Origin of the sequence: Arthrobacter silviterrae (assembly GCF_011045165.1) — a bacterium.
GTDB classification, from domain to species: domain Bacteria; phylum Actinomycetota; class Actinomycetes; order Actinomycetales; family Micrococcaceae; genus Specibacter; species Specibacter silviterrae.
In genome coordinates this window covers 34,122-55,751 of record NZ_JAAKZI010000022.1, presented here as the reverse complement: position 1 = coordinate 55,751, position 21,630 = coordinate 34,122, and the positions used below count along the sequence as shown (strand labels likewise).

Below are 21,630 nucleotides of genomic sequence, written 5' to 3'. Positions count from 1 at the left end.
CGTTACCCCACCGGGGGGCTTTTAGTTAGGGCACTTTCGAATCCACGGCCGGGTCCCCGTGCGCCCCGTCAACCAGGGGTTCGTGGTGGATGCGCACGTCCATGTGGCTGAGCCGGGTGCCCTTTCCGCCCCACCGGAGGGAAATGATCTCCGCGGCAATCGAGACAGCGGTTTCCTCCGGCGTGCGCGATCCCAGGTCCAGGCCGATGGGGCTGGAGAGACGGGACAGCTCCGCCTCGGTCAATCCGGCCTCGCGCAGGCGCCCCAGCCTGTCGTCGTGCGTGTTGCGCGAACCCATGGCGCCCACATACGCCAGGTCATGGCGCAGCGCCACCTCCAGCAATGGGACGTCGAACTTCGGGTCGTGGGTCAGCACGCACACCACTGTGCGCGGATCCACCTGGCCGGCGTCGAGCTGTGCCTGCAGGTACCGGTGCGGCCATTCCACCACCACCTCGTCGGCCACGGGGAAGCGGGCCTTGGTGGCGAACACGGCGCGGGCGTCGCACACCGTCACCCGGTAGCCTAGGAAGCTGCCCTGCCGGGCCACGGCGGCGGCAAAGTCAATGGCCCCGAACACCAGCATGCGCGGCTGCGGGGCAAAACTGGCCACAAACACGCGCATGCCGTCGCCGCGGCGCTCGCCGTCCGGTCCGTACATGAGCGTGGTGTTGCGCCCGGCGGCCAGCAGCCCCTGGGAGTCGTCGCTGACGGCGTGGTCGGCGCGGGCGCTGCCCAGCGTGCCCTCGAAGCCGTCGGGGCGCACCACCAGGTGCCGGCCCAGCCAGGCCGGGTCCGGATGTTCGATCACCGTCACCACCGCCACGGGACGGTCGGCTGCCACGTCGTCGGCCACGCCCTGCAGCTCCGGGAAGGTGGCCAGTGAGACGGGTTCGACAAAGACATCCATGATGCCACCGCAGGTCAGGCCCACCTCGAAGGCGTCATTGTCGGTGATGCCATAGCGCTGCAGCACGGGGGAGCCGTCCTCCACCACCGCGGTCGCCAGCTCGTACAGGGCGCCTTCCACGCAGCCGCCCGAGACGGAGCCCACCGCCCGGCCGTCGGCGTCGACCATCATCGACGCCCCCGCGGGCCGGGGCGCCGACCGGAAGGTGCGCACCACGGTGCCCAGCCCCACGGTGTGCCCGCCTGCCACGGCCTCGAGCAAATCCTTCAACACTTCACGCATTGCCCATCACATCCAACAACTCCTCAAAACCCTTCATCGAGTGGCCCCCCATAAAACAATCAACGTGCGCCAGGACGGCCTTGATTCCCTGCTGCACCGGCTCGTAGCCCGATTTCCCACGGTGCGGGTTGGACCAGATGACGGCCCGGGCCACCTGGTGCAGCCGCTCCACCTGCCGGCCCAGCAGCGCCGGGTCGCCCCGCTCCCAGCCGTCACTGGCAATGACGACGACGGCGCCCCTCGCCACCGCGCGCTGCCCCCAACGGTTGTTGAAGGCCCGCAGCACCTCGCCCAGGCGGGTGCCGCCGGACCAGTCCGGGACGGCGCGCCCGGCCTGCTGGAGCGCCACGTCCGGGTCCGGAGCGCGCAGCGCCGCCGTCACACGCGTCAGCCGGGTGCCCAGGGTGAACACTTCCACCTGCCGCGGGGCCGCAGCCACCACGCAATGGGCCAGGCGCAGCAGGCTGTCCGCATAGGGGGCCATGGAGCCGGAGACGTCGATCAGCCACACCAGCCGCCTCGGCTTCCGGGGGGCCTTGGCCAGGCGCAGCGGGCCCGGTTCCCCGCCCCGGCGCAGCTGGTCGCGCAGGGTGCGGACCCTGTCCACATCCCCATGCGGATTGAGCTTCTTCCGCCGCGTGCGGCGGGTGGGCAGGCGAACCTGCAGCTCGCCGAACATGCGGTTAAGGCGGGCCCGGTCGGCGGCGTCCAGCGTGGCCACGTCGCGGTGCCGGAGCAGCTCGCGCCGGCTGGCCACGGCGTGCACCGGGTCCTCGCCCTTCCCGGACGTGCCGGCGTCGTCCTCCAGCGATGCTTCCCTGACTGTGGTGGGGGCACCCTGGCTGGCCTGCGGCGGGGAGTGGTGCGGCGCAAACCAGGCCTCAAACGTGCGCTGGTAGGTGGCCAGGTCTTCGGGGGCGCCGCAGAGGGTGGCCCGGCCCGCCCAAAACACATTGCCGCGCAACAGCATCGACTGCCCCATCGACAGCCTGGCTGCCGCGTCGACAAAGCTGCGGGCGCGGTCGGCCGTCACCCGGACGCCGGCCGCGCGCACGGCTGCGGCGAATGCCAGCAGGATTTCCTCGGCGCTGTGCCCGGGCGGGCCCGCGGCCTCAAGGAGGGTTGAGCTCTCCGGCATGCATCAGCCCAGCATTCTGGCCAGGGCCGCCGTGACACGCTCTGTGTCCTCCCGGTATTTGCACAGGGCGCCAATGCTGGCCGCGGCGGAGGCAAGGTCCAGCTCGGCCCGGCCCAGCTGGTGCAGGGCGCGGGCCCAGTCAAGGGTCTCTGCCACGCCCGGCGGCTTGAGGATGTCGTCCGTGGCGCGGATCTGCTGAACCACCCGGACCACCTGCTGGGCCAGCAGCGCCGGCACCTCCGGCAGGCGGGTGCGCACAATTTCCACCTCTCGGGCCAGGCCGGGGTGGTCGATCCAGTGGTAGAGGCAGCGGCGCTTCAAGGCGTCGTGGAGGTCCCGGGTGCGGTTGGAAGTCAGCACCACCACGGGCGGCGTGGCGGCCTTGACCGTGCCGAATTCGGGGATGGAAACCTGGTAGGTGGAGAGCACTTCCAGCAGGAAAGCCTCAAATTCGTCGTCCGCCCGGTCAATTTCGTCAATGAGCAGCACTGCCGGGCTCTGCTGGAGGGCCTTCAGGATGGGCCGTGCCAGCAGGAAGCGCCCGTCATACAAGGAGCTCTCCAGTTCGGCGGCACTGAGGCCGCCTCCGCCGCGGGCCTCAACGCTGCGCAGGTGCAGGATCTGGGCGGTGAAGTCCCAGTCGTAGAGCGCCTGGGAGGCGTCGATCCCCTCGTAGCACTGCAGCCGGATCAGGGGCAGGGAAAATGACTCGGCAATGGCCTCGGCGAGCGAGGTCTTGCCCGTGCCGGGCTCGCCTTCGAGCAGGAGCGGGCGCTCCATGGCCAGGGACAGGTAGCCGATGGTGGCCAGGCCTTCATCGGCCAGGTAGCCGGTGGAGGCCAGCATGGCAGACAACTTTGCAGCGGACTCAATGGACGTCTTCGTCATGGCACCAGCATAGGGCCATGGGCGGAATGACGGGCCGGCCGGTCAGCGTAGGCCGGTCAGGGCCGGGGCGGGCGGAGCCCGCGAAACGCCGCCACGAGCCCCTTTTGCGTGGACTCCGGCAGCTCGTCCGGGGTGACTGCGCCCAGCAGCCGGACGGTGTGGCTGATTTGCGCCAGGTAGGTACTGCAGCCGGGGCAGGTGGCCAGGTGTTCCTCAAGGGCTGCCGCCGTGGAGGGGGCGAGTGCCCCCTCAAGGTAGTCGGTGAGCATTTCGACCACCTGTCGGCAGGTCAGCGGACTGGACGGTGTCATGGTGCCGCCTCCCGGCCGCCGTAGTAGTCTTCGAGCAGCTGGCGCAGCTTGGCCCTGCCGCGGTGCAGCAGCACCCGCTGGTTGCTGGCACTGATGCCGAAAATATCACACACGGCCCCGGCGTCAAGGCCGTCCACGTCGCGCAGTTCCACCACCGTGCGCTGGCGCAACGGCAGCTCGCGGAGGCACCGGGTCATCAGGGTCAGGGCCTCCCCGTCCAGGGCGAGCTGTTCCGGACTCCACGCCACGGGAGCGCCGGCTGTGGTCCAGCCGCCGGCCCACGGATCCTGGCTGCCCCGGAACCGTTGCGGATCGACGGTTCCGCCGCCGTCGTCCAGCTGGGACCAGGCCAGCTCCCTGGCTTCCGCGGCCCCATGCCGCCGGCCCACGTTGCGGGTGATCGCGAGCACCCAGGTGCGCAGGGTGGAGCGCCCTTCGAAGCCCTCCAGGCTGCAGGAGACCTGCAGCCACGTCTCCTGCACCACGTCCTCCGCCGAGGTCCGCGTCGCCACGAACCCCCGCGCCACGTGCAGCATGAGAGGTGAATAGGCGGCCACGATTTCAGCGAAGGCCGCCTCGTCGCCGGCAATCAGCCGGGCGGCCAAGGCCAGCTCGGTGGGTTGCAGCGCCGGCTGGATTGGGGCGGGTTTCAGTGCGGACATGCTGGGCCCGTGTAACGAATCGGCGGTCCGGCGCACTGATCATGCAGTGAAACCATAATCTGAGGAGATCACATGTTCACTGACCATGCAACCATCAAAAAGATCGCCCTGGGTGCAGCCGCCGCGGCCGCAACCTTTGGCGCCGGACTACTGGGGGCCGTGCCGTCCGTGGCGGCCGGCCCTGAATGGCACGGGTCCCCGGCCGGTGCCGTGTTCGTCCAGAACAATGGCGCCGCCGGCAACTCCGTGACGGTTTTCGACCGGTCCGACGCCGGCACCCTGACGCGGGCGGGAAGCTATGCCACGGGCGGGCTGGGCGGCGCGGAAACAGGCGCCGCCGTGGACCCGCTCGCCTCCCAGGGTTCGCTGACCTTCGACTCCCCGGCCCAATTGTTGTTCGCAGTCAATGCCGGCAGCAACACAGTGACCGTCTTCAAGGTCCACGGCGACCGGCTGCAGCTGCGCGAGGTCCTGCCCAGCCGGGGCTTGTTCCCGACGTCGGTGGCCGTCAGCGGAGGCCTGGCCTACGTCCTCAACGCCGGGGGCCAAGGATCGGTCTCCGGATTCCGGGAGGTGGACGGCCGGGTTGTCCCGCTGCCGGGTTCCACCCGGACACTGGGCCTGGGCAACGCGGACGTGCCCGCTTTCCTGCAGGCCCCCGCGCAGGTGGCAATCAGCCCTGACCGGGCCCACCTGGTGGTCGCCACCAAGGCGCACAACACCTTGGACGTCTTCAGCTTGGGCCGCTCCGGTGAGCCGACGGCGGCGCCCGTGGTCACGCCGTCGGCCGGGGCTGTGCCCTTCGCCTTGACGTTCGACGCCGGCGGGCGCCTGCAGGTGGCCAACGCGAGCGGCAGTGTCTCGGCCTACCAGCTGCGTGCCGGGGGCGGGCTGAGCCTGGTGTCCGGGCCGGTAGCCAACGGCCAGGCCGCAACGTGCTGGACCACCAATGCCCGCGGCTACCTGTATGCGGCCAACGCGGGCAGCGCCACCATCACCGGTTACCGGGTCGGTGCCGGGGGCGGGCTGAGCCTGTTGCAGCCAAGCGGGGTGTCCGCCACAACCGACGCCGGACCGGTGGACATCGCCTCCACTGCCGACGGCCACTTCCTGTACCAACTCGCCACGGGGGCCGGTGCCATTGATGAATTCTCGGTGGCACAGGACGGAACATTGGCCAGCGTGGGTGCAGTCACGGGGCTGTCGGCGGACAACGGCTCCGGCATGGAGGGCATTGCCGTGTCCTGAGTTTGCCTGGCGTTGCCGTAGCCATGATCCTCCCGCACTGTGCCAGCGCGCAGAGCAGGAGGACCATGGTGTTATGTGGATCGGCTGGATGGAATGCGATGTGCTGCTGGGCGATGTGCAGTCATTGAAGGAGAAGCGGTCCGTGCTGCGCCCCGTGGTTGCGGAAGTCCGCAGGCGCTTTGACGTGTCCGTCGCCGAGGTGGAATTCCAGGAGCTGCACAGGCGCGCGGTCATTGGGGCCGCGCTGGTGGCCGCAGACAGGGCCCACGCGGTGGAGGTCCTCGACGCCGTGGAACGCTACCTGGCGTACCGCCCGGGCATGGAGCTGCTCAGCGTGCGGCGGCGCACGGTGACCGGCGATGACTGACGCGCCGCGCGCCACCGTCTACCTCGACGTTGACGGGGTGCTCTGCCCGTTCGGGCCAGAGGGGTTTTCGGACTGGGGGACGGGGTTTGAGCAGGTGGAGATTGGCATGCTGGGCGTCCACTGGGCGCCGGAACTGGTGGAGGAGCTCAACCGGCTCTCCGCCCGCCCCGGCGTGCATTTTGTCTGGCTGACCAGTTGGGAGGACATGGCACCCAAGTACCTTTGCCACGCCATCGGCCTGGAAGGGCGCCACTGGCCGGTGCTGCGCTACAGCGAACAAAAGGGAACCCGCGAGTGGTGGAAGCTGGAGGCCATCCAGCGCGACATTTCCCGCCACCGCCCGGGGCGCGCGGTCTGGATAGACGACCAGCTTGGCTTTGAGGAGTCCGCCCTCGCGTGGATGGCCTTCCTGGGCCGGGGTATTCTGGGCATCTCGCCGGATCCCCGGCGGGGCATTGCCCGTGCAGACATCCTCCGCGTTGAGGCATTCCTGGACGGCTGAGCACGGCCGGCCCTGGCGAAAGGTGAGCCCATGGCACCCACCACCCACGACGTGGTCATTGTTGGCGGCGGCCACAACGGGCTGACTGCAGCCGCGTACCTGGCCCGCGCAGGCAAAAGTGTGCTGGTCCTTGAACGGGACGGCCACCTTGGCGGCGCGGCGGTTTCAGCCACGGCTTTCAAGGGCGTGGACGCACGATTGTCACGCTATTCCTACCTGGTGAGCCTGCTGCCGAAGCGCATCATCGAGGAACTGGGACTCGAGCTGGAGCTGGCCAGGCGCCGTTACTCCTCCTACACCCCTGACCCGGCCCGCCCGGGTGCGGGACTGCTGGTGGACCACGGCGACGCGGCGGCGAGCCGGGCCTCCTTTGACCGGCTCGGCGCAGGCGAGGACTTTGACGCCATGGCCGGATTCCACGCCGACACCGCACGGCTGGCACGCGCACTCTTCCCAACCGTCTGCGAACCCCTGCCGACCCGGTCCGAGGCCCGTGTGCTGCTTGGTGACGACGCCCTCTGGAACCAGTTGATAGAGCAGCCCATCGGCCGGGCCATCACTGCCCGCTTCGGCAACGACACGGTGCGCGGCCTGATCGCCACCGATGCCCTGATCGGCACTTTCACCTCGCTGGAGGACCCGTCGCTCGCCGCCAACCGCTGCTTCCTCTACCACGTCATCGGCAACGGGACCGGTGACTGGGACCTCCCCATCGGCGGAATGGGCGCCGTCACCGCCGAACTCGAGCGTGCGGCCCGCGAAGCCGGTGCCCAGCTGCTGACCCGCGCCGAGGTGACTCGGGTGACGCACGACGGCGAAGTCAGCTACCGCCGTTTCGGCACCGAGGCGGTGGTGAGGGGCCGCCACGTGCTGGCCAATGTGGCCCCCGCCGTGCTGCGGGGGCTGCTGGGTGAAGCCATGACCGGTGTCCAGGGACCGGAGGGTGCCCAGGTCAAGGTCAACCTCATGCTGCGCCGGCTGCCGCGGCTCCGGGACGAGTCTGTTTCGGCGGAGGCTGCGTTTGGCGGAACCTTCCACATCAACGAAGGCTACGGGCACCTGGAGGACTCCTACCGTGCTGCCTCAGACGGGGAGATGCCGGGGCCGCTCCCGTGTGAAATCTATTGCCACTCCCTGACCGACCCCAGCATCCTCTCCGACGAGCTCGCGGCCACCGGGGCACAGACGTTGACAGTCTTTGGGCTGCACACACCCCACCGCTGGCTCAACGAGTCAAACAATGAGGCCATGAGGCAGGAACTTCAGGATGCAGCGCTGGCGTCCTTGAATTCGGTGCTGGCCGAGCCTGTCGAGGAGCTGTTGCTGCGTGATGCCGCCGGGGTTCCCTGCGTGGAGACCAAGACGACACTTGACCTGGAACACGCCCTGAACATGCCGGGCGGGAACATTTTCCATGGGTCGCTTGAGTGGCCGTTCCTGGAGGACGGTGCGGCGCGCGCCACCCCGGCGCAGCGGTGGGGCGTTGACACGGGCCATGAGCGGATCCTGATCTGCGGTGCCGGCGCCCGCCGCGGCGGAGGGGTCAGCGGCCTGGGCGGGCACAACGCTGCCATGGCTGTCCTGGACGAGCTCGGGACTGTGTAGCTGCCCGCGAAAACTTCGCGCGAGCGGGCATTTAACGTGGATGTTTTACTGCAACATCCACGTTAAGTGACCGTTGGCGCGTCAGGTGGCGAGTTCGGGCAGGTACAGCTCGCCGACGGGAACTTCGATCGCCAGCCGGTTGGCGGGCCCGGCCAGGGGGCAGGCCCATGCCTCGTCATAGGCACAGGATGGGTTGTAGGCGAAGTTGAAGTCCAGTGTGAATTCGCCGCCGTCGTGCCCCAGGAAAGCGCCCTTGATGGTGTCCAGCAGGTAGCGGCCGGCCCCGTAGCTGCCACCTGGCTTTCCCGAACTGCCGTCCCGGAAGGGCACAAATATGCCGCCGCCGTAACTGCGCAGCTGCCACGCTGCCAGCCGGCCCACGCCGGGGATGTCGAAGGTGCCCAGCCGCTGGAACGGAACCGTGCCATCGGTGCCGGTCCGGACCAGCATTTCCTCCCCGGCCCCGTCGCCGGATAGCCGGCAGTCGAAGCGAAACGAAGGGTCGTAGGCGGCAATTTTCAGGCCTTCGAATCCGGCCTTCTTCGCGGCGTTCAGGGCCGACGCAGGGTGGGTGGCGAACATGTTGTCGCGTTCCCTCACCCACAGCGCATGGGACGCCGCGGCGCCGTCGGACGTGGCGGTGCTGCGCACGGCGGCGTACAGCGCGAATGTGCGCAGCCGCCAGTCCATGACGTCGATTGCCGCTGCCGGACCCGTGTTCGCGGCGCTGCCCATGGCCGTCTAACCGCCAAGTTCGGGGTAGTGGATGGCCGCCGTCTGCGGGTGCGCGCGGACCCAGCCCTTGAGCACATTGGCCCCGTAGGAGGACAGCATGGGGTTGTCGGGGTCGTCGCTGACGCCCCGGGCTTCGGCTGCCAGCTCCGGCGGCAGGGGCACCGGGTCGATGACGGCGTCCAGGCGCGGCGACCAGAAGAACGGCACGGAGTACCGGTCCACGCCGGGCGGGGGAGCGGTGACGCGGTGGATGGTGGCCATGAGGTAGCCGTTCGTGGCAACCTCCAGCATTTCGCCCAGGTTAACCACCAGGGCCCCCGGGATGGGCTCGACGGGGATCCATTCCTCCTGGCCGTGGGGCTGGACTTCCAGCCCTCCCACTGCGTCCTGCAGCAGCAGGGTCACAAAGCCATAGTCCGCGTGGGAGCCCACGCCCTGCGTGCCGGCTTCCGGGACCTGGCCGCCCACGTAGTGGACCAGCTTGCCCATCCACGCCGGCGTCCCTGCGAAGGGTGCGGCAAAGTAGTCCTCGGGCAGCCCCAGGGCGGTGCTGATCCCGGCCAGCAGTTCCGCGCCAATGCCGGACATGAGCTGCGCCCATTGTTCCGCGGCCTTTTCCAGCTCCGGGTATCCCGCCGGCCATTGGTTGTGGCCCTGCAGCCGCAGGAAGAGCTTGTCCGCCGGGACGTCGGCCAGCGGTTCGCGGTCCGGGCCGAAGTCGATCTGTTCGCGGGAATCGGCGCGGCCCCGGGTGATCTCGGTGCCCAGCCGGGTGTAGCCGCGGAACTGCGCCGACGTCCGGTTGTCCACGTCCAGGCGTTCCTGGAGCGGCAGCTGGAAGAATCCCGCCAGGGTGTCCAGCAGCTCCTGCGCCTGGCCGTCCCGGGCACCGTAGTTGGTGACCTGGAAGAAGCCCACATGGTGGGCGGCGTCGCGCAGTGCGTCAATGAAGTCCGGGTTGAAGCTGCCGTCTTCACCGCGGGCTGTTGACAGGTCCAGGACGGGGACAAAGGTGCGTGTTGTGCTCATGACACCAGCGTGGTCCCCTCCGGCGTAATAATAAAGAAATGTTGCGTCATGTTGCAGAATTGCCTTGCTTTTTGCCAATCCATCATTTTTAACAAAGTTCGACGGCGGCACTCCCGCGGGTGCCGCCGTCGAACGTTTTGTGGTTTTGAGGCGGGCGGGCAACTCTTAATTCGACCAGAACGGGTAATCGGTGTAGCCGGCGGGACCTTCGGTGTAGAACGTGGTGTGGTCAGGCTCGTTGAGGGGAAGGCCCTCGGACCAGCGCCGGACCAGATCGGGGTTGGCCAGTGAGGGACGGCCCACCACCACGGCGTCAGCCCAGCCGGCCACCGCCTCGGCGTCCTGCAGCGTGGTGACGGTGGCAAAGCCCGTGTTCACCAGCACCGGACCGCCAAAGCGCCTGCGCAATTCCTGGACCAGCCCGCCGTCGGGATCCTGGTGCAGGACGCTCAGCCCGGCCAGTCCGAGGGGTGCCAGCCCGTCCATGAGGGCGGAGTAGGTGGCCAGGGCATCGGCAGGATCAGTCTCCAGGGCGCCCTGAACATTGTGTTCGGGGGAGATGCGCAGCCATGTCCTCCCGGCGCCTATGGCCTCCGCAACGGCGGCCGCGGTCTCGATGACGAACCGGGCCCGGTTTTCCGGGCTCCCGCCATAGGCGTCCGTGCGCCGGTTGGCGGACGGCGCCAGGAACTCATGGAGCAGGTAGCCGTTGGCCCCGTGGAGTTCCACACCGTCAAAGCCGGCGGCCATTGCGTTGCGGGAACCCTGGACAAATTCTCCAACGACGCCTGGCAGCTCGCCCTCATCCAAGGCATGGGGGAGCGGGTAGGGCAGCTTCCCCGCGTAGGTGCGGGTGACGCCGTCAATGGCCACGGCACTGGGCGCCACCACCGGCCGTCCACCGTTTGTTTCAGGGTGGGTGACCCTGCCCGAGTGCATGATCTGGGCGATGATGCGACCGCCGTCGGCATGGACTGCGTCCGTCACCCGCTTCCAACCGGCAATGTGTTCGTCCGTCACCAGTCCGGGCTGCCGGACGAAGGCTTGCCCGGCAAAGCTGGGGTAGGTGCCCTCCGACACCAGCAGGCCCATGGAGGCGCGCTGGCGGTAGTACTCCACGACAAGGTCGCCGGGGACGCCGTCCAGGCCGGAGCGGGAGCGGGTGAGAGGGGCCATGACCAGCCGGTTGGGCAGGTCCAGGTCCCCGAGGGTGACTGGGGAAAACAAATTCACGGCAGGCTTCTTCCTCATCTTTTGACAACGCGGTCCGCTTGCGGCAACGCCGCCCCTGCCGTCAGCTATTCCCGCAGCGCGCAGCCGCAGAGTTGTAGATTGAATCACATGGACCAGAAACTCATGACCACCGCCGTGCTCCGTTCCTCACAGGAAGGCCGCCCCTATGCCGCAAGCGCACCGTTGGGGATGGAGCAGCTTCCGGTGCCCAAGCCGCGGGCGGGCGAGGTCCTGGTCAAGATTGAACGCGCCAGCCTCTGCCACTCCGACCTGTCCGTCATCAACGGATCCCGGCTCCGGCCGCTGCCCATGGCACTGGGGCATGAGGCCAGCGGCACCGTGGCCGCCGTCGGGCCTGCCGTCGCGGGGGTGGTCCCGGGGGACCGCGTGGTGACGGTCTTCGTGCCCAGCTGCGGGCAGTGCCGGGCCTGTGCCGGCGGACGCCCCGCCCTCTGCCACCGGGGCGCCGCAGCAAACGGTACCGGGGACCTGCTGCACGGGGACGCCGTGCTCCGAACGGTCTCCGGCGAGCGCATCAACCACCACCTCGGCGTCTCCGCCTTTTCCGAATACGCCCTGGTGGCACGGGAGTCGCTGGTGGTGGTGGATGGCGACGTGCCCTTCGACATTGCCGCCATGTTCGGCTGTGCCGTCCTCACCGGCATGGGGACTGTGGTCCACACGGCCAAGGTGGAGCCGGGCCAATCCGTCATTGTCTTTGGGCTCGGGGCCGTGGGACTCTCCGCCGTCATGGGCGCGGCCGGAATAGCCGGCACCACTGTCATTGCCATTGACCCGCTGCCCGAGAAGCAGGCCCTGGCTCTGCAGTGCGGGGCGCACTTTGCCGGAACCCCCGACCAGGCGCCGGCGCTCGTTGCCGAGCACGCCGGCGACGGCGTCGATGTGGCCATTGAGGCAGTCGGCAGCGCCAAGGTTATGGAAGCCTGCCTGGCCCTGCTGACGCGCGGCGGCGCCCTGATATCCGTCGGATTGCCGCACCCGGACCAGCTGCTCCAGGTCCAGGCGCTGCAATTTGCCGGGACCGGCAAGCGGCTTCTGGGCTCCTACATGGGGGACGCCGACCCGGCCCGCGACATCCCGGCCTACATCCAAATGTGGCGGGAGGGGCGCCTGCCCGTGGAGCTCCTGCACACTGACACCACGCCACTGTCCGAGATCAACGAGGCGCTTGACGCGCTCGCCGACGGGAGGGTGGTGCGCAGGCTGTTCACCGTCGGCCGGTAGTGGCCCCTTGTGCGGGGCGCCCGGCAAGGCCAAACTGGTGGCGTACACCTAATTTCCACCCCGTCCCGGAAGGTCCGCCATGTCCAATTCGGTCAACTACTTTGAAATCGGCACGCCGGATCCCGCAGCGAGCAAGGCGTTTTACTCGGGCATGTTCGACTGGCCCGTGGGGCCGCCGTCGGAGGCCAGCTACAGCATGGTCAACGGCGAGCAGGGTGGCCTGTGGGACACCTCCTCAATGGGCGGCGGGAACTGGGCCATCTTCTACGTGCAGGTGGAGGATGTTGCCGCGAGCATTGCCAAGGCCGTGGGGCTGGGCGCCAGCGTTGCCGTGCCGCTGGTTGACAACGGCGCCATCGAGTTCGCCCACCTTGTCGACCCGCAGGGGAACCGCTTCGGCGTCTGGCGCCCGAAGGCTGCCTGACTCGCTTCCGCGGGAACGGAGCACGACATGGGACTCATCCACATCGACCTCTTCACCACCCTCGACGGCGTGGCCCAGGCTCCCGGCGGGCCGGACGAGGACGCCGGCGGCGGTTTCACGTTTGGCGGCTGGCAGGCACCGCTCATGGACAGCGTTGTCGGCGGGCAGGTCGAAGCCGGAATGCAAGATCTGGACGCCCTGCTGCTTGGGCGAAGGACATATGAGATTTTCGCGGCGTACTGGCCGCAGCAGAAAGGGACCATAGCGGAGCTGTTCAACCGTGTCCCCAAGTACGTGGCCTCCCGCCAGCCGCATGCCCTTCCCTGGGACAACTCCATGCAGCTCGGTCCCGACATCGCAGCCGGGTTGCATGAACTGCGCGCGCGGCATGAGGGCCTGCACGTCATAGGCAGCCTCGACTTCGTACAGACACTCTTCGCCGACCGCTTGTTCGACCGGCTCACCCTGTGGGTCTACCCGATCCTCCTGGGCAGTGGCAAGAAGGTCTTCGCCGAAGGAGTGGTTCCTGCGAACCTCACACTTCTCGAACCCGTCATCGCCTCGCCCAAGGGCGCGGTGCTGCAACGGTACGAACTGGCCGCCGGCACGCCAGGTGTGGGTGTCATGGGGAACGGAGGCCCGGAAGTCTAGGGTGCGCAGCGAACGGCCCCTACCGGCCCTCTTCAAGCACCCGCTTGAGGTTATCCAGCTGGGCGACTTCGGACTTCATGGTTTTGGTGATCATGGGTCCCATGAGTTTCATGAACCCTTTCGGCTCAAGGTCCAGGCTGAACGCCACGGAGGTGCCGGCGTCGTGCCCTGAAAGGGTGAAGCTGCCGGTGGGGCGGGCGGGGCCGGCCACCACCTCAAAGCGCAGCCTGACGCCGGGCTCCGACTCGGTGATCCTGTAGTCGCCGTCGATGGTGCGCCCGCCGGGGCCGGCCATCTTTTGGCTGTAGACCGCGCCAACCACTCCGGCGGTGCCGCTGGCGAGGCGCACGTGCGAAACGCCCGTGCGCCAGAGCGGGTTGTTGAGGCCGTTGGCCAGGAAGTCAAAGACGTCGGCGGGGCTGCGCTGGATGAGCACTTCATGGTCTGCATGTGGCATGGTCGGCTCCTGGGGAGGGCACCCGTGCGGTGCCGGCTGGCTCGAATATTACGGCACGCGAACGGGTCCGGGAAGCCTGCGCACACAAATATTCGGGCAGGGTTCAGGACGGGGTTCGGTGGCGGAGTTGGCGGGCCTTCACTCCGGGCGTTTACTGCGGGCGTTCGGTACGGAACAACGGGACGGCGGCGGCAGCGGCCACGAGCGCCGCAATGCCAAAAGCGGCCAGGGCCACGGGGAAGCCTGCCCCCAGGACGGCCTGGAAGATCAAACTTCCGGTGCCAAAGCCAAGGAACAGGACAAAGGCCATGAGACCCACGGCCTGGCCGATGCTGCCGGGGAGGTCGGTAACGATCCCACCAAACAGCGGCTGCGTCATGTCGTACCCGAGGGACAATGCCGCGATGGCCGCAACCACAACGGGGAGCGGGGCGGCGGCCGCCAGGACCAGTGCGCACACGGCAGCCACCAGCATGCCTGCCGGGATGATCCGCGCCCGCCCCAAGCTGTCCGCGAGCCGGCCGATGAGTGGTCCGAAGAGGAACCCGGGTATGCCGTAGCCCAGCAGCGCCAGGCCCACGCCAATGGGGCCCAGTCCAAAGCGGTGGGCCAGGAACACGCCCAACCAGGTGTAGATGCCCGAATGCAGCACGGCGTTGAGCAGCACGTAGCCGTAGGTCCGTGCGCCGCGCCCTGTGGCCAGCAGGCGCCAGTAGCCCGAGGCGACGGCGGCCCATGGCAGCACCACGGACGCGGGCCGCGGGGCCGGCAGCAGCAGGACGGCGAGTCCGGCCATGGCCAGGATTCCCGCCCCCGAGGCCACAAACAAGCCGGCCCAGCCAAGGAAGGGTTCCGCCAGCGCACCGGCGGTGGACCCCACGGCGATCCCGCCCGCCATGCCGCCGAAGAGCCAGCCGAGGGCCCTTCCGCGTTCGGCGAAGGCGAAGACATCGCCAATCAAGGCCAGCGAAATTGGCACCACGCCGCTCGCTGCGACGCCGGTGGCCACCCGCATGCCGATGAATACCCCGGCCGACGGCGACAGCGCGGTGGCGGCAGTCAGGGCGGCAAAGACCACCATGGATCCGGCGATAATTGGCCGCCGGCCGATCCTGTCCGAGAGCGGCCCCCAAAAGAGCGTCATGACCCCGTACGGCACCAGGTACGCGGGAACGGCCAGGCCCGCCATGTCAACGTCAGTGCCGAATGCCCCGGCCAGCTGCGGCAGGATGGGTGCCACCATGAACGCCTGGGCAAACGTCAGGAAGGCCGCAGCCGTCACCAGCGCCAGGAAGGCGTTGCGGGCCCGGCCACCGGACGGACCGGCTGGCGGAGCAGTGCGGGGCGTTGTCCCGGTCCCGCTCAACGCTGTGCCCGGACAGGTGCAGCGTCCGGCAGCGGCGGGTAGCTCAGGGTGAGCCCGTCCACGTGGGCGAAAGGAGTGAGCTGGTGCGGCTTGGCCGACGCCGGCGTCATGATGTCCAGCACCGTGGCGCCGCGAAGCAGCAGCGCGTCCCCAATGAGGGAGCGGTGGCAGCGCCACGGGACCGCCTCGGCGCACATGATGGCCGTGGGGCAATCCGCAGCGCCAGCCAGCAGACGGTCCACAGCGGCGGCGAAGTCCGGCGTCTGCATGTAGTCCGCATAGTTGCGGAAGGACGCATTGCGCCACCCGGTGTTGATGCTGTCCTTGTGTGCCGGCCGCAGGCCGCCCAGGGCCTCGGCGCGCCGGTAGGTGATTCCGGCGGCGGGAAGCTCAGCCGCCAGGACGTCCTCCATGAACTGGGGGTTGTGCCGGGACTTGGGAATGGTGCGCACATCCACCAGTGCCTTGATGCCGTGGGCGCCCAGCAAGGCAAGGAACTGGTCCATGGGATGCGTTGAGTGGCCCACCGTGAAAATAGTGATGTCAGCCATGCTTTCCACACTACGCTTCCCCTGACGGCGCCCGTCCCCGGGGAGTAGCGTGGGGCCCATGGAGGAACGGCTGCGCCCCCGCTCCGGGGGCGTATTTTCGCTGGGCCGGCGCGCGCGGGCGGTACTGCGCCGCGTCCCCGTCTGGGCGTGGCGGCTGCTGATGCACTCCGTCAAGAACGCCGAACGGGTCCGTTTCAATGCAGATCCCGTGCCCGGGGTGCGGAGCTGGCGCGACATTGACTTTGTGGGCGATCACCTCCCCTCGCACCGCCTGGACGTCATGGCACCCGAGCCGGCCGGGGCGGGCCCGCTGCCCGTCTACGTGTACTTTCACGGCGGCGGCTGGACGTCCGGGGACAAGGAACCGCTGACCAAGTACTGTGCCAGCCAGGCGGCCGGGGGAATGGTGGTGGTCAACGTCAACTACCGCAAGGCCCCGCGCTTCCAGCTGGGCCACGTGCTCCAGGACGCCAACGCCGCCCTGGCCTGGGTGCAGGCGAACATTGGCCGGCTGGGCGGGGATCCGGGCCGAATGGTGCTGGGCGGCGACTCGGCCGGCGGGCAAATCGCAGCGCTCATGGCCGCCGCCATGTTCCGCCCCCTGCTCGCGCAGCACTACCGCCTGGCCCCCGCCCTGCCGGCGGCCAGCGTGCGGGGCCTGGTGCAGCACTGCTCCGTGGCCGACTTTTCAGTGTTCTTTGATCCCGGATTTGTCCTGAGCCTGAATTTCATCCGCATGCTGATGCCGCACGGCTCGGCGCCTGCCGGCAGGGACGCCCGGCTGAGGCTGCGGGAAGCCGCCCACTACATGTCGCCCATCGAGTGGCTGGATTCCCGCTGCCCGCCGGTCTTCATCACCACCTCCGAGCGCGACTTCTTTTACCGGGCCAACATGAACCTGATTGCCAGCCTCCGCAACCATGGCGTGCGGGTGGATTCCCTGGTCTACGGGTAGGAGAGGGCAAACACCGAGCACACCTGGCAGCAGAATTTCCGCTTTCCCGAGTCCCAGGAAGTGTACCGGCGCCTACAATCCTTTATACGGCGGGTGGCCGCATAGCTGCACGGGCGGATCCGCCGGATCCGCCGTTTCCGAGAGGGCCAGGGGCAGGGGGGGCTTGGATGCACCGCCACCAAGGCAGGACGAGGCACGACGGCGGTGCGCGGCCGGCTTCCGTGCCCGGCCCTGCTGCCGAGGGGGTGCCGGACCCGGAGGCACGGCTGGACGCCGGGCTGCCGGACCTGGATTGGGCCGTTCTCCCGGCCGGCTTCCGCCGCACTACCTACCGGGTCCCCAGCGGGGTGCTGGCTGCCATTGCCCTCGGCGAACCTGACGGCGTGCCGGTGGTGCTGGTCCCAGGTGCCACGGGCTCCAAGGAGGACTTTGTCCTGATGATGCCCCTTCTCGCGGCGGCCGGCTGCCATGCCATCAGTTTTGACCTGGCCGGCCAATACGAATCGGGCGGGGCCGGCCCCGAAAACCTGGTGCCGCCACAGCCCCGCTACAGCTACGGACTCTTTGTGGAGGACGTGCTGGCCGTGCTCGGCACCGTGACGGCCGCCGCGGGGCGGCCTGTCCATGTGGTGGGCTATTCCTTTGCCGGCACGGTTGCCGCACTGGCCCTGGCCGCGCGGCCTGAACTCTTTGCCAGCATCACCCTGCTCAGCTGCCCCCCGCTGGCCGGGCAGGCCTTTCGCGGCGTCAGCAGGATCGGCCCCGCGACGGGACTGGCCACCGGGCGGGTGGGTGCGGCGTTGATGGTCTGGGGGATCCGGCGCAACTTTATTCCGGTCCCGCCGGGCCGGCTGCGGTTTGTCCGCAACAGGTTCACCTTGACGCGGCGGCAGTCCGTTCGGGACATAGTGGCGCTCATGAAGCACACGCCGGACGTGGCGGCCACGCTCGCCGCCGCCCCGCTGCCCAAGCTGGTGGCCGTGGGGCAGCACGACCTGTGGCCTACCACCCTGCACGCCGCCTTTGCCCGGGCTGCGGGAGCCCGGCTGGCCGTGTACCCGGGCGGGCACAGCCCCTGCGAAACTTCGCCGAACCAGCTCTCCCGGGACCTGCTGGCCCTCATCTCGTCCGGTTAGGCGGGGTGGTTCCTGGCCCAGCGGCGCCGCTGAAGCCGGCGGCGAAGGGGCGGTTCGGTGCGGAATTCGAGGGCGAAGGTGGTCCACGCCTTGGCCAGCCGCAGGCCCAGCTCACCCCAGCTGCGGAACGGGCGGGCCGAAACGGGCATGCGCAGCGTGGGGTCGTACACAACGTGCATGTCGGGGCGCAGCCGGTAGGAGATGTCCAGGTCGTCATGGACCAGGGGCGACTCCCTGTCCACCACCGGGCCAATCCTGGCCCACACGTCCGCCGTCATGGCGAAGTTTGAGCCGAACACCGGCTTGTGCCCCAGCAGGAAACCCACCACGTGGAAATAGCCGCCCAGATAGGCCGTCCGCCCCAGCCAGCAGACCAGCCTGCTGCCGCCATAAAAGTCACCCGGGCCCGTCACCAGGGACAGCGGCCCCGCTTCCTCCAGGGCCGCCTCCACCCTCGCCAGCCAATCCCGGGGCGGCCGGGAATCGGCATCCAGCCGCGCAAGGATGTCAGCATCCGCGGCATCCAGGCCGTGGGCTGACGTCGGCGCGATGCCCGGCAGGGGAGAGACGATCCTGCGCACCCCTGCCGTGGCACACACTTCGGCAGTGTTGTCGGTGCTGCCGTTGTCCACCACAATGACCTGGTCCGGCATCCGGGTTTGCCCAGACAGCGCGGCCAGGCATGCGGCAAGCATGGGGGCGTCATTGCGGGACGGAATGACGACGGCGATGGAGCCCATGGTGCCGACCTTACAGCCAGCCGGCCAGCGCCGGGTGGAGGCCGTGGCGGCCAAGCCGATTTGGCGGTGAATTCACAGTTCCGCGGGGCCCGGAAGGCGTAGCCTTAAGGCATGTGTTGTGAGTGTGGGCCAGTCTTGGGCTGGCGGCCATGAGCCGCCGCTGGGTGCGGTGGATGCCGGCCGCCGCCATGCCGGCGATCGTTGCCGGGGTGGTCCTGGCCGGGCCACTGCAGGCCCAGGCGCCCGCCACCGTTCCCGCCAGGACGGCGGCCCAGGTGCTGGCACTGGCCGTCGCCAGCCATCCACAGCCACTCTCCGGAACGCTGGAGGAAACCGCTGACCTGGGACTGCCCCAGCTGCCTGCCATCGCCACGGGCGGCGCCTCGAGCCAGTCCGGCGCCGCCGGGCCTGCCGCGGGACTGGGCCAGCTGGTGGCATTCCTGACCGCCCCGCACACGGCGCGCGTATATCTGGACGGCGCAGGAAGCCAGCGCGTGCAGCTCATGGACAGCCTTGCCGAGCGTGACGTGGTGCATCACGGCACCACGGTGTGGACCTATGATTCCGCGGCCAACACAGCCACCAAGTACACGGTGTCGAACCCGCTGCGCCCCGGCGCCGCCACCGGCGGCCTTGCCCCGCCAAGCTCCAAGCCTGTGCCCGGGGTGGCGACCCTGCCGCCCATGGCGCCCCACGACGCCAACCAGGTCCCCGGTTCCCCCGTCCAGACCCCGGCCGCCATCGCCGCGGACATCCTGAAAAACCTTGACCCCGGCACGGCCGTGAGCCTGGGGGCCAACGTGACTGTTGCCAGGGAGCCGGCGTACAGCCTGGAGCTGGTGCCCCGGACGGCAGCCACGCTGGTCGCCAAGGTCACCATCGCCGTCGACGCCAACAACGGCATGCCCCTGAGGGTCACCGTCCAGGCCAAGGGCCAGGACAAGGCCGCCTTTGAGGTCGGTTTCAGCCAGCTCACCCTGGCGGCCCCGGCGGCATCAATGTTCACCTTCACGCCCCCGCCCGGGGCCACAGTCACCAACTCCGCGGTGCCGCTGCCGCAACGCTCCTCCGGCAAGACGCTCGACGGCGGCAAGGCGCCGGTGTCCGTGAGCGGCACAGGCTGGGCCGCCATCCTCCAGGCCCCCGCAGGCACAGTCCCGGCTGGCATGACGTCCACGCCGGTCCTCGCCCAGCTGCTGCAGGCAGTCCCCGGCGGGCATGCGCTCTCAACGAGCCTGTTCACCGTCCTGGTCACCCCTGACGGGGCCCTCTACGCAGGCGCCGTCCCGCTCGCTGCCCTGCAGCAGGCCTCGGCGGCCCGGTGAAGGGCGGCCCGGCGGCCGGGGGAACACCGGGCACCGCGGCCATCGAAACCCATGGCCTGGGCAAGCGCTACGGCAGCCAGGCAGCCGTCGACAAGCTGGACCTGAGGGTCCCCGCCGGCGCCGTCTTTGGCTTTTTGGGCCCCAACGGATCCGGCAAAACCACCACCATCCGCATGCTGCTGGGCCTGGCCAACGCCACCAGCGGCACGGCCAGCGTGCTGGGCCAGGCCATGCCGCGAGCGCTCGACGCCGTGCTGCCGAGGGTGGGCGCCCTCGTCGAAGGACCGGCGTTTTACCCCTACCTGACCGGTCGGGCCAACCTGCACCGGCTGGACGCGGCCTGCCCGTACGCACCAACCGCCACCCGCCGGGTCCGTGTCGAGGAGGCCCTGGACCGTGTGGGGCTGGGCGCGGCGGCAGGGAAAAAGGTCAAGGCCTATTCACTGGGCATGAAGCAGCGGCTGGGGCTGGCCAACGCCTTGCTGCGCCCGCGTGAACTGATGGTCCTGGACGAGCCCACCAACGGCCTTGACCCCCAGGGCACGCGCGAGGTGCGGAAGCTGATTGCCTCGCTGGCCCACGACGGCACCACCGTCTTCGTCTCCAGCCACCTGCTCGCCGAGGTCGAACAGATCTGCACGCACGCCGCCGTCATGCGCGCCGGCAGGCTCGTGGCCCAGGGCACCCTGGAGGAGCTGCGGTCCGCCGGGCAGGCCAAGGTCACCATCCTGACGCCCGACGCCGGCGCCGCCCGCACCGTGCTGGCCCGCCTGGGACTGGTCCCCGGCACGGTGGAACCGGTGAACGACGGCGCCGGCCCGGCAGCTGTCACGGCCGTGCTGCCGGCTGCGGCCGTCCCGGCCGAGGACATTGTTGAGGCGCTGGTGGGCTTCGGCGTGCGGGTGCGCGGCTTCTCCGTTGACAAGGGCAGCCTGGAAGACAGATTCGTGGAATTGACGGGGGAGGGTTTCGACGTTGCCCGCTGACACCGCCCCTGAATCCGCTCCGCCGGCCGGAATCCCGGCAAGGCCCCCGGCAGCGCGCCCGCGCGCCCGGACTGCGCCGCTGCTGGTCTCCGAACTGTCGCTGATGTTCCGCCGAAGGCGCACCTGGGCCATGCTGGCGGTGCTCGCCGCCGTGCCCGTGCTCATTGCCGTGGCAGTCCGGCTGACGAATGGCACCCGCGCCGGCCACGGGCCGGTGTTCCTGGACAGGATCACAGGGAACGGCCTGTTCGTGGTTCTGACGTCGCTGGTCCTGTGCACCCCGCTGTTTCTCCCGCTCACGGTGGGCGTGGTTTCCGGCGACACGATTGCGGGGGAGGCCGGGCAGGGGACGCTGCGCTACCTGCTGGCGGCCCCCGCCGGGCGCGCCCGTCTCCTGTTGGTCAAGTTCGCAGGGACCGCCGCCTTCACACTGGCGGCGGTGGCCGCCGTCGTGCTGGCAGGCACGGCCATTGGCCTGCTGCTGTTCCCGGTGGGGCCGGTGCCGCTGCTGTCCGGGGACCTCGTGGATGCTTGGACGGCGGAGGGCCGGATCCTGCTGGTGGGCGCGTACGTTGTGCTCTCCCTGCTGGGCCTGGGTGCCATCGGCCTGTTCATTTCCACTCTCACCGATGTCCCCGTCGGGGCAATGGCCGCCACCGTGGTGCTTGCCATTGCCTCCCAGGTCCTTGACGCGCTGCCGCAGCTGGACTGGCTCCACCCCTGGCTGTTCAGCCATTGGTGGCTGGGCTTTGCCGACCTGCTGCGGCAGCCCGTCGAATGGTCGTCCTTTGGCAGCAACGCCTTGCTGCAGGTGGGCTATCTGGCAGTGTTCGGGGCACTCGCCTACGGCCGCTTCACTACCAAGGACGTCCTGTCGTAAGTTC

The 21,630-nt window shown here is 69.2% G+C and carries 24 protein-coding genes; 12 read left to right on the top strand and 12 right to left on the bottom strand.

Annotated elements, in window-relative coordinates; all coding sequences use genetic code 11:
- Window positions 1-25: 25 nt before the first annotated feature.
- The 5 genes from G6N77_RS12895 to G6N77_RS12875 are packed head-to-tail and all read right to left on the bottom strand — an operon-like array spanning window position 26 to window position 4,191.
- Window positions 26-1,192 carry an XdhC family protein gene (locus tag G6N77_RS12895; protein ID WP_165182569.1) on the bottom strand — a complete coding sequence of 389 codons (1,167 nt, stop codon included), beginning with the start codon at window positions 1,190-1,192 and terminating at the stop codon, window positions 26-28.
- The gene (locus tag G6N77_RS12890) at window positions 1,185-2,330 is read right to left on the bottom strand and encodes a vWA domain-containing protein (protein WP_165182568.1); all 1,146 of its coding nucleotides are present in this window, start codon (window positions 2,328-2,330) and stop codon (window positions 1,185-1,187) included. Before G6N77_RS12890 ends, G6N77_RS12895 begins: the two co-directional genes overlap by 8 nt.
- A 3-nt stretch (window positions 2,331-2,333) precedes the next feature.
- The gene (locus G6N77_RS12885) at window positions 2,334-3,218 is read right to left on the bottom strand and encodes an AAA family ATPase (protein WP_165182567.1); all 885 of its coding nucleotides are present in this window, start codon (window positions 3,216-3,218) and stop codon (window positions 2,334-2,336) included.
- 56 nt (window positions 3,219-3,274) lie between these two features.
- Entirely contained in the window at window positions 3,275-3,529 is a 255-nt protein-coding gene (locus tag G6N77_RS12880) for an anti-sigma factor family protein (protein ID WP_165182566.1), read from the bottom strand.
- On the bottom strand, window positions 3,526-4,191 hold the full coding sequence (locus G6N77_RS12875; protein ID WP_165182565.1) for an RNA polymerase sigma factor: 666 nt from the start codon (window positions 4,189-4,191) through the stop codon (window positions 3,526-3,528). The genes G6N77_RS12880 and G6N77_RS12875 overlap by 4 nt, the downstream gene beginning before the upstream one ends.
- Before the next feature lie 72 nt (window positions 4,192-4,263).
- On the opposite strand from G6N77_RS12875, the gene G6N77_RS12870 reads away from it, so the two are divergent.
- The 4 genes from G6N77_RS12870 to G6N77_RS12855 all read left to right on the top strand — a co-directional run bounded on the left by G6N77_RS12870 (window position 4,264) and on the right by G6N77_RS12855 (window position 7,913).
- Window positions 4,264-5,439: a lactonase family protein gene (locus tag G6N77_RS12870; RefSeq protein ID WP_165182564.1), complete on the top strand. Its 1,176-nt coding sequence runs from the start codon at window positions 4,264-4,266 to the stop codon at window positions 5,437-5,439.
- A 73-nt stretch (window positions 5,440-5,512) separates the two neighbouring features.
- Complete coding sequence (locus G6N77_RS12865; RefSeq protein WP_165182563.1) at window positions 5,513-5,806, top strand: DUF503 domain-containing protein; 294 nt, start codon at window positions 5,513-5,515, stop codon at window positions 5,804-5,806.
- Window positions 5,799-6,308 carry an HAD domain-containing protein gene (locus G6N77_RS12860; protein ID WP_165182562.1) on the top strand — a complete coding sequence of 170 codons (510 nt, stop codon included), beginning with the start codon at window positions 5,799-5,801 and terminating at the stop codon, window positions 6,306-6,308. The genes G6N77_RS12865 and G6N77_RS12860 overlap by 8 nt, the downstream gene beginning before the upstream one ends.
- 30 nt (window positions 6,309-6,338) lie before the next feature.
- Entirely contained in the window at window positions 6,339-7,913 is a 1,575-nt protein-coding gene (locus tag G6N77_RS12855; RefSeq protein ID WP_165182561.1) for a phytoene desaturase family protein, read from the top strand.
- An 81-nt stretch (window positions 7,914-7,994) separates the two neighbouring features.
- On the opposite strand, the gene G6N77_RS12850 is transcribed toward G6N77_RS12855, so the two are convergent.
- From G6N77_RS12850 to G6N77_RS12840, 3 genes are all read right to left on the bottom strand, one after another.
- Complete coding sequence (locus tag G6N77_RS12850) at window positions 7,995-8,648, bottom strand: DUF1684 domain-containing protein (protein WP_165182560.1); 654 nt, start codon at window positions 8,646-8,648, stop codon at window positions 7,995-7,997.
- Between the two features lie 6 nt (window positions 8,649-8,654).
- Window positions 8,655-9,677, bottom strand: a complete 1,023-nt coding sequence (locus tag G6N77_RS12845; RefSeq protein WP_165182559.1) for an isopenicillin N synthase family dioxygenase — start codon at window positions 9,675-9,677, stop codon at window positions 8,655-8,657.
- 165 nt (window positions 9,678-9,842) lie between these two features.
- Window positions 9,843-10,928 carry an alkene reductase gene (locus G6N77_RS12840; RefSeq protein ID WP_205678266.1) on the bottom strand — a complete coding sequence of 362 codons (1,086 nt, stop codon included), beginning with the start codon at window positions 10,926-10,928 and terminating at the stop codon, window positions 9,843-9,845.
- 105 nt (window positions 10,929-11,033) lie between these two features.
- Here G6N77_RS12840 and G6N77_RS12835 point away from each other — a divergent pair, with 105 nt between their 5' ends.
- From G6N77_RS12835 to G6N77_RS12825, 3 genes are all read left to right on the top strand, one after another.
- Entirely contained in the window at window positions 11,034-12,155 is a 1,122-nt protein-coding gene (locus G6N77_RS12835) for an alcohol dehydrogenase catalytic domain-containing protein (protein ID WP_165182590.1), read from the top strand.
- A gap of 79 nt (window positions 12,156-12,234) precedes the next feature.
- Window positions 12,235-12,579: a VOC family protein gene (locus tag G6N77_RS12830; protein WP_165182557.1), complete on the top strand. Its 345-nt coding sequence runs from the start codon at window positions 12,235-12,237 to the stop codon at window positions 12,577-12,579.
- Window positions 12,580-12,606: 27 nt separating this feature from the next.
- A complete protein-coding gene (locus G6N77_RS12825; protein WP_165182556.1) occupies window positions 12,607-13,230 on the top strand; it encodes a dihydrofolate reductase family protein in 624 nt (207 codons plus the stop codon).
- 19 nt (window positions 13,231-13,249) lie between these two features.
- On the opposite strand, the gene G6N77_RS12820 is transcribed toward G6N77_RS12825, so the two are convergent.
- The 3 genes from G6N77_RS12820 to G6N77_RS12810 all read right to left on the bottom strand — a co-directional run bounded on the left by G6N77_RS12820 (window position 13,250) and on the right by G6N77_RS12810 (window position 15,604).
- Window positions 13,250-13,687, bottom strand: a complete 438-nt coding sequence (locus G6N77_RS12820) for an SRPBCC family protein (RefSeq protein ID WP_165182555.1) — start codon at window positions 13,685-13,687, stop codon at window positions 13,250-13,252.
- A 151-nt stretch (window positions 13,688-13,838) separates the two neighbouring features.
- Window positions 13,839-15,053 carry an MFS transporter gene (locus G6N77_RS12815; RefSeq protein WP_205678265.1) on the bottom strand — a complete coding sequence of 405 codons (1,215 nt, stop codon included), beginning with the start codon at window positions 15,051-15,053 and terminating at the stop codon, window positions 13,839-13,841.
- Complete coding sequence (locus tag G6N77_RS12810; protein ID WP_165182554.1) at window positions 15,050-15,604, bottom strand: DUF488 domain-containing protein; 555 nt, start codon at window positions 15,602-15,604, stop codon at window positions 15,050-15,052. Before G6N77_RS12810 ends, G6N77_RS12815 begins: the two co-directional genes overlap by 4 nt.
- A gap of 58 nt (window positions 15,605-15,662) precedes the next feature.
- Between G6N77_RS12810 and G6N77_RS12805 the strand changes: the two genes are divergently transcribed.
- Window positions 15,663-16,559, top strand: a complete 897-nt coding sequence (locus G6N77_RS12805) for an alpha/beta hydrolase (protein ID WP_240902118.1) — start codon at window positions 15,663-15,665, stop codon at window positions 16,557-16,559.
- 167 nt (window positions 16,560-16,726) lie between these two features.
- A complete protein-coding gene (locus G6N77_RS12800; RefSeq protein ID WP_165182553.1) occupies window positions 16,727-17,695 on the top strand; it encodes an alpha/beta hydrolase in 969 nt (322 codons plus the stop codon).
- Here the strand turns inward: G6N77_RS12800 and G6N77_RS12795 are convergent.
- The gene (locus G6N77_RS12795) at window positions 17,692-18,435 is read right to left on the bottom strand and encodes a glycosyltransferase family 2 protein (protein WP_165182552.1); all 744 of its coding nucleotides are present in this window, start codon (window positions 18,433-18,435) and stop codon (window positions 17,692-17,694) included. The genes G6N77_RS12800 and G6N77_RS12795 overlap by 4 nt on opposite strands.
- A 122-nt stretch (window positions 18,436-18,557) precedes the next feature.
- Here G6N77_RS12795 and G6N77_RS12790 point away from each other — a divergent pair, with 122 nt between their 5' ends.
- From G6N77_RS12790 to G6N77_RS12780, 3 genes are read left to right on the top strand one after another with little or no spacing between them, the layout of a single operon-like run.
- A complete protein-coding gene (locus tag G6N77_RS12790) occupies window positions 18,558-19,760 on the top strand; it encodes a LolA family protein (RefSeq protein ID WP_165182551.1) in 1,203 nt (400 codons plus the stop codon).
- Window positions 19,757-20,746 (top strand): ABC transporter ATP-binding protein, encoded by a 990-nt coding sequence (locus G6N77_RS12785; RefSeq protein ID WP_165182550.1) that lies wholly within the window; start codon window positions 19,757-19,759, stop codon window positions 20,744-20,746. Before G6N77_RS12790 ends, G6N77_RS12785 begins: the two co-directional genes overlap by 4 nt.
- Window positions 20,736-21,626: an ABC transporter permease gene (locus G6N77_RS12780; RefSeq protein ID WP_370875198.1), complete on the top strand. Its 891-nt coding sequence runs from the start codon at window positions 20,736-20,738 to the stop codon at window positions 21,624-21,626. The genes G6N77_RS12785 and G6N77_RS12780 overlap by 11 nt, the downstream gene beginning before the upstream one ends.
- Window positions 21,627-21,630 lie beyond the last annotated feature (4 nt).

Excerpts from the sequence above, each read along its gene's own strand:
- G6N77_RS12895 (WP_165182569.1), bottom strand. The coding sequence starts at position 1,192 with ATGCGTGAAGTGTTGAAGGATTTGCTCGAGGCCGTGGCAGGCGGGCAC.
- G6N77_RS12890 (WP_165182568.1), bottom strand. The coding sequence starts at position 2,330 with ATGCCGGAGAGCTCAACCCTCCTTGAGGCCGCGGGCCCGCCCGGGCAC.
- G6N77_RS12885 (WP_165182567.1), bottom strand. The coding sequence starts at position 3,218 with ATGACGAAGACGTCCATTGAGTCCGCTGCAAAGTTGTCTGCCATGCTG.
- G6N77_RS12880 (WP_165182566.1), bottom strand. The coding sequence starts at position 3,529 with ATGACACCGTCCAGTCCGCTGACCTGCCGACAGGTGGTCGAAATGCTC.
- G6N77_RS12875 (WP_165182565.1), bottom strand. The coding sequence starts at position 4,191 with ATGTCCGCACTGAAACCCGCCCCAATCCAGCCGGCGCTGCAACCCACC.
- G6N77_RS12870 (WP_165182564.1), top strand. The coding sequence starts at position 4,264 with ATGTTCACTGACCATGCAACCATCAAAAAGATCGCCCTGGGTGCAGCC.
- G6N77_RS12865 (WP_165182563.1), top strand. The coding sequence starts at position 5,513 with ATGTGGATCGGCTGGATGGAATGCGATGTGCTGCTGGGCGATGTGCAG.
- G6N77_RS12860 (WP_165182562.1), top strand. The coding sequence starts at position 5,799 with ATGACTGACGCGCCGCGCGCCACCGTCTACCTCGACGTTGACGGGGTG.
- G6N77_RS12855 (WP_165182561.1), top strand. The coding sequence starts at position 6,339 with ATGGCACCCACCACCCACGACGTGGTCATTGTTGGCGGCGGCCACAAC.
- G6N77_RS12850 (WP_165182560.1), bottom strand. The coding sequence starts at position 8,648 with ATGGGCAGCGCCGCGAACACGGGTCCGGCAGCGGCAATCGACGTCATG.
- G6N77_RS12845 (WP_165182559.1), bottom strand. The coding sequence starts at position 9,677 with ATGAGCACAACACGCACCTTTGTCCCCGTCCTGGACCTGTCAACAGCC.
- G6N77_RS12840 (WP_205678266.1), bottom strand. The coding sequence starts at position 10,928 with ATGAGGAAGAAGCCTGCCGTGAATTTGTTTTCCCCAGTCACCCTCGGG.
- G6N77_RS12835 (WP_165182590.1), top strand. The coding sequence starts at position 11,034 with ATGACCACCGCCGTGCTCCGTTCCTCACAGGAAGGCCGCCCCTATGCC.
- G6N77_RS12830 (WP_165182557.1), top strand. The coding sequence starts at position 12,235 with ATGTCCAATTCGGTCAACTACTTTGAAATCGGCACGCCGGATCCCGCA.
- G6N77_RS12825 (WP_165182556.1), top strand. The coding sequence starts at position 12,607 with ATGGGACTCATCCACATCGACCTCTTCACCACCCTCGACGGCGTGGCC.
- G6N77_RS12820 (WP_165182555.1), bottom strand. The coding sequence starts at position 13,687 with ATGCCACATGCAGACCATGAAGTGCTCATCCAGCGCAGCCCCGCCGAC.
- G6N77_RS12810 (WP_165182554.1), bottom strand. The coding sequence starts at position 15,604 with ATGGCTGACATCACTATTTTCACGGTGGGCCACTCAACGCATCCCATG.
- G6N77_RS12805 (WP_240902118.1), top strand. The coding sequence starts at position 15,663 with ATGGAGGAACGGCTGCGCCCCCGCTCCGGGGGCGTATTTTCGCTGGGC.
- G6N77_RS12800 (WP_165182553.1), top strand. The coding sequence starts at position 16,727 with ATGCACCGCCACCAAGGCAGGACGAGGCACGACGGCGGTGCGCGGCCG.
- G6N77_RS12795 (WP_165182552.1), bottom strand. The coding sequence starts at position 18,435 with ATGGGCTCCATCGCCGTCGTCATTCCGTCCCGCAATGACGCCCCCATG.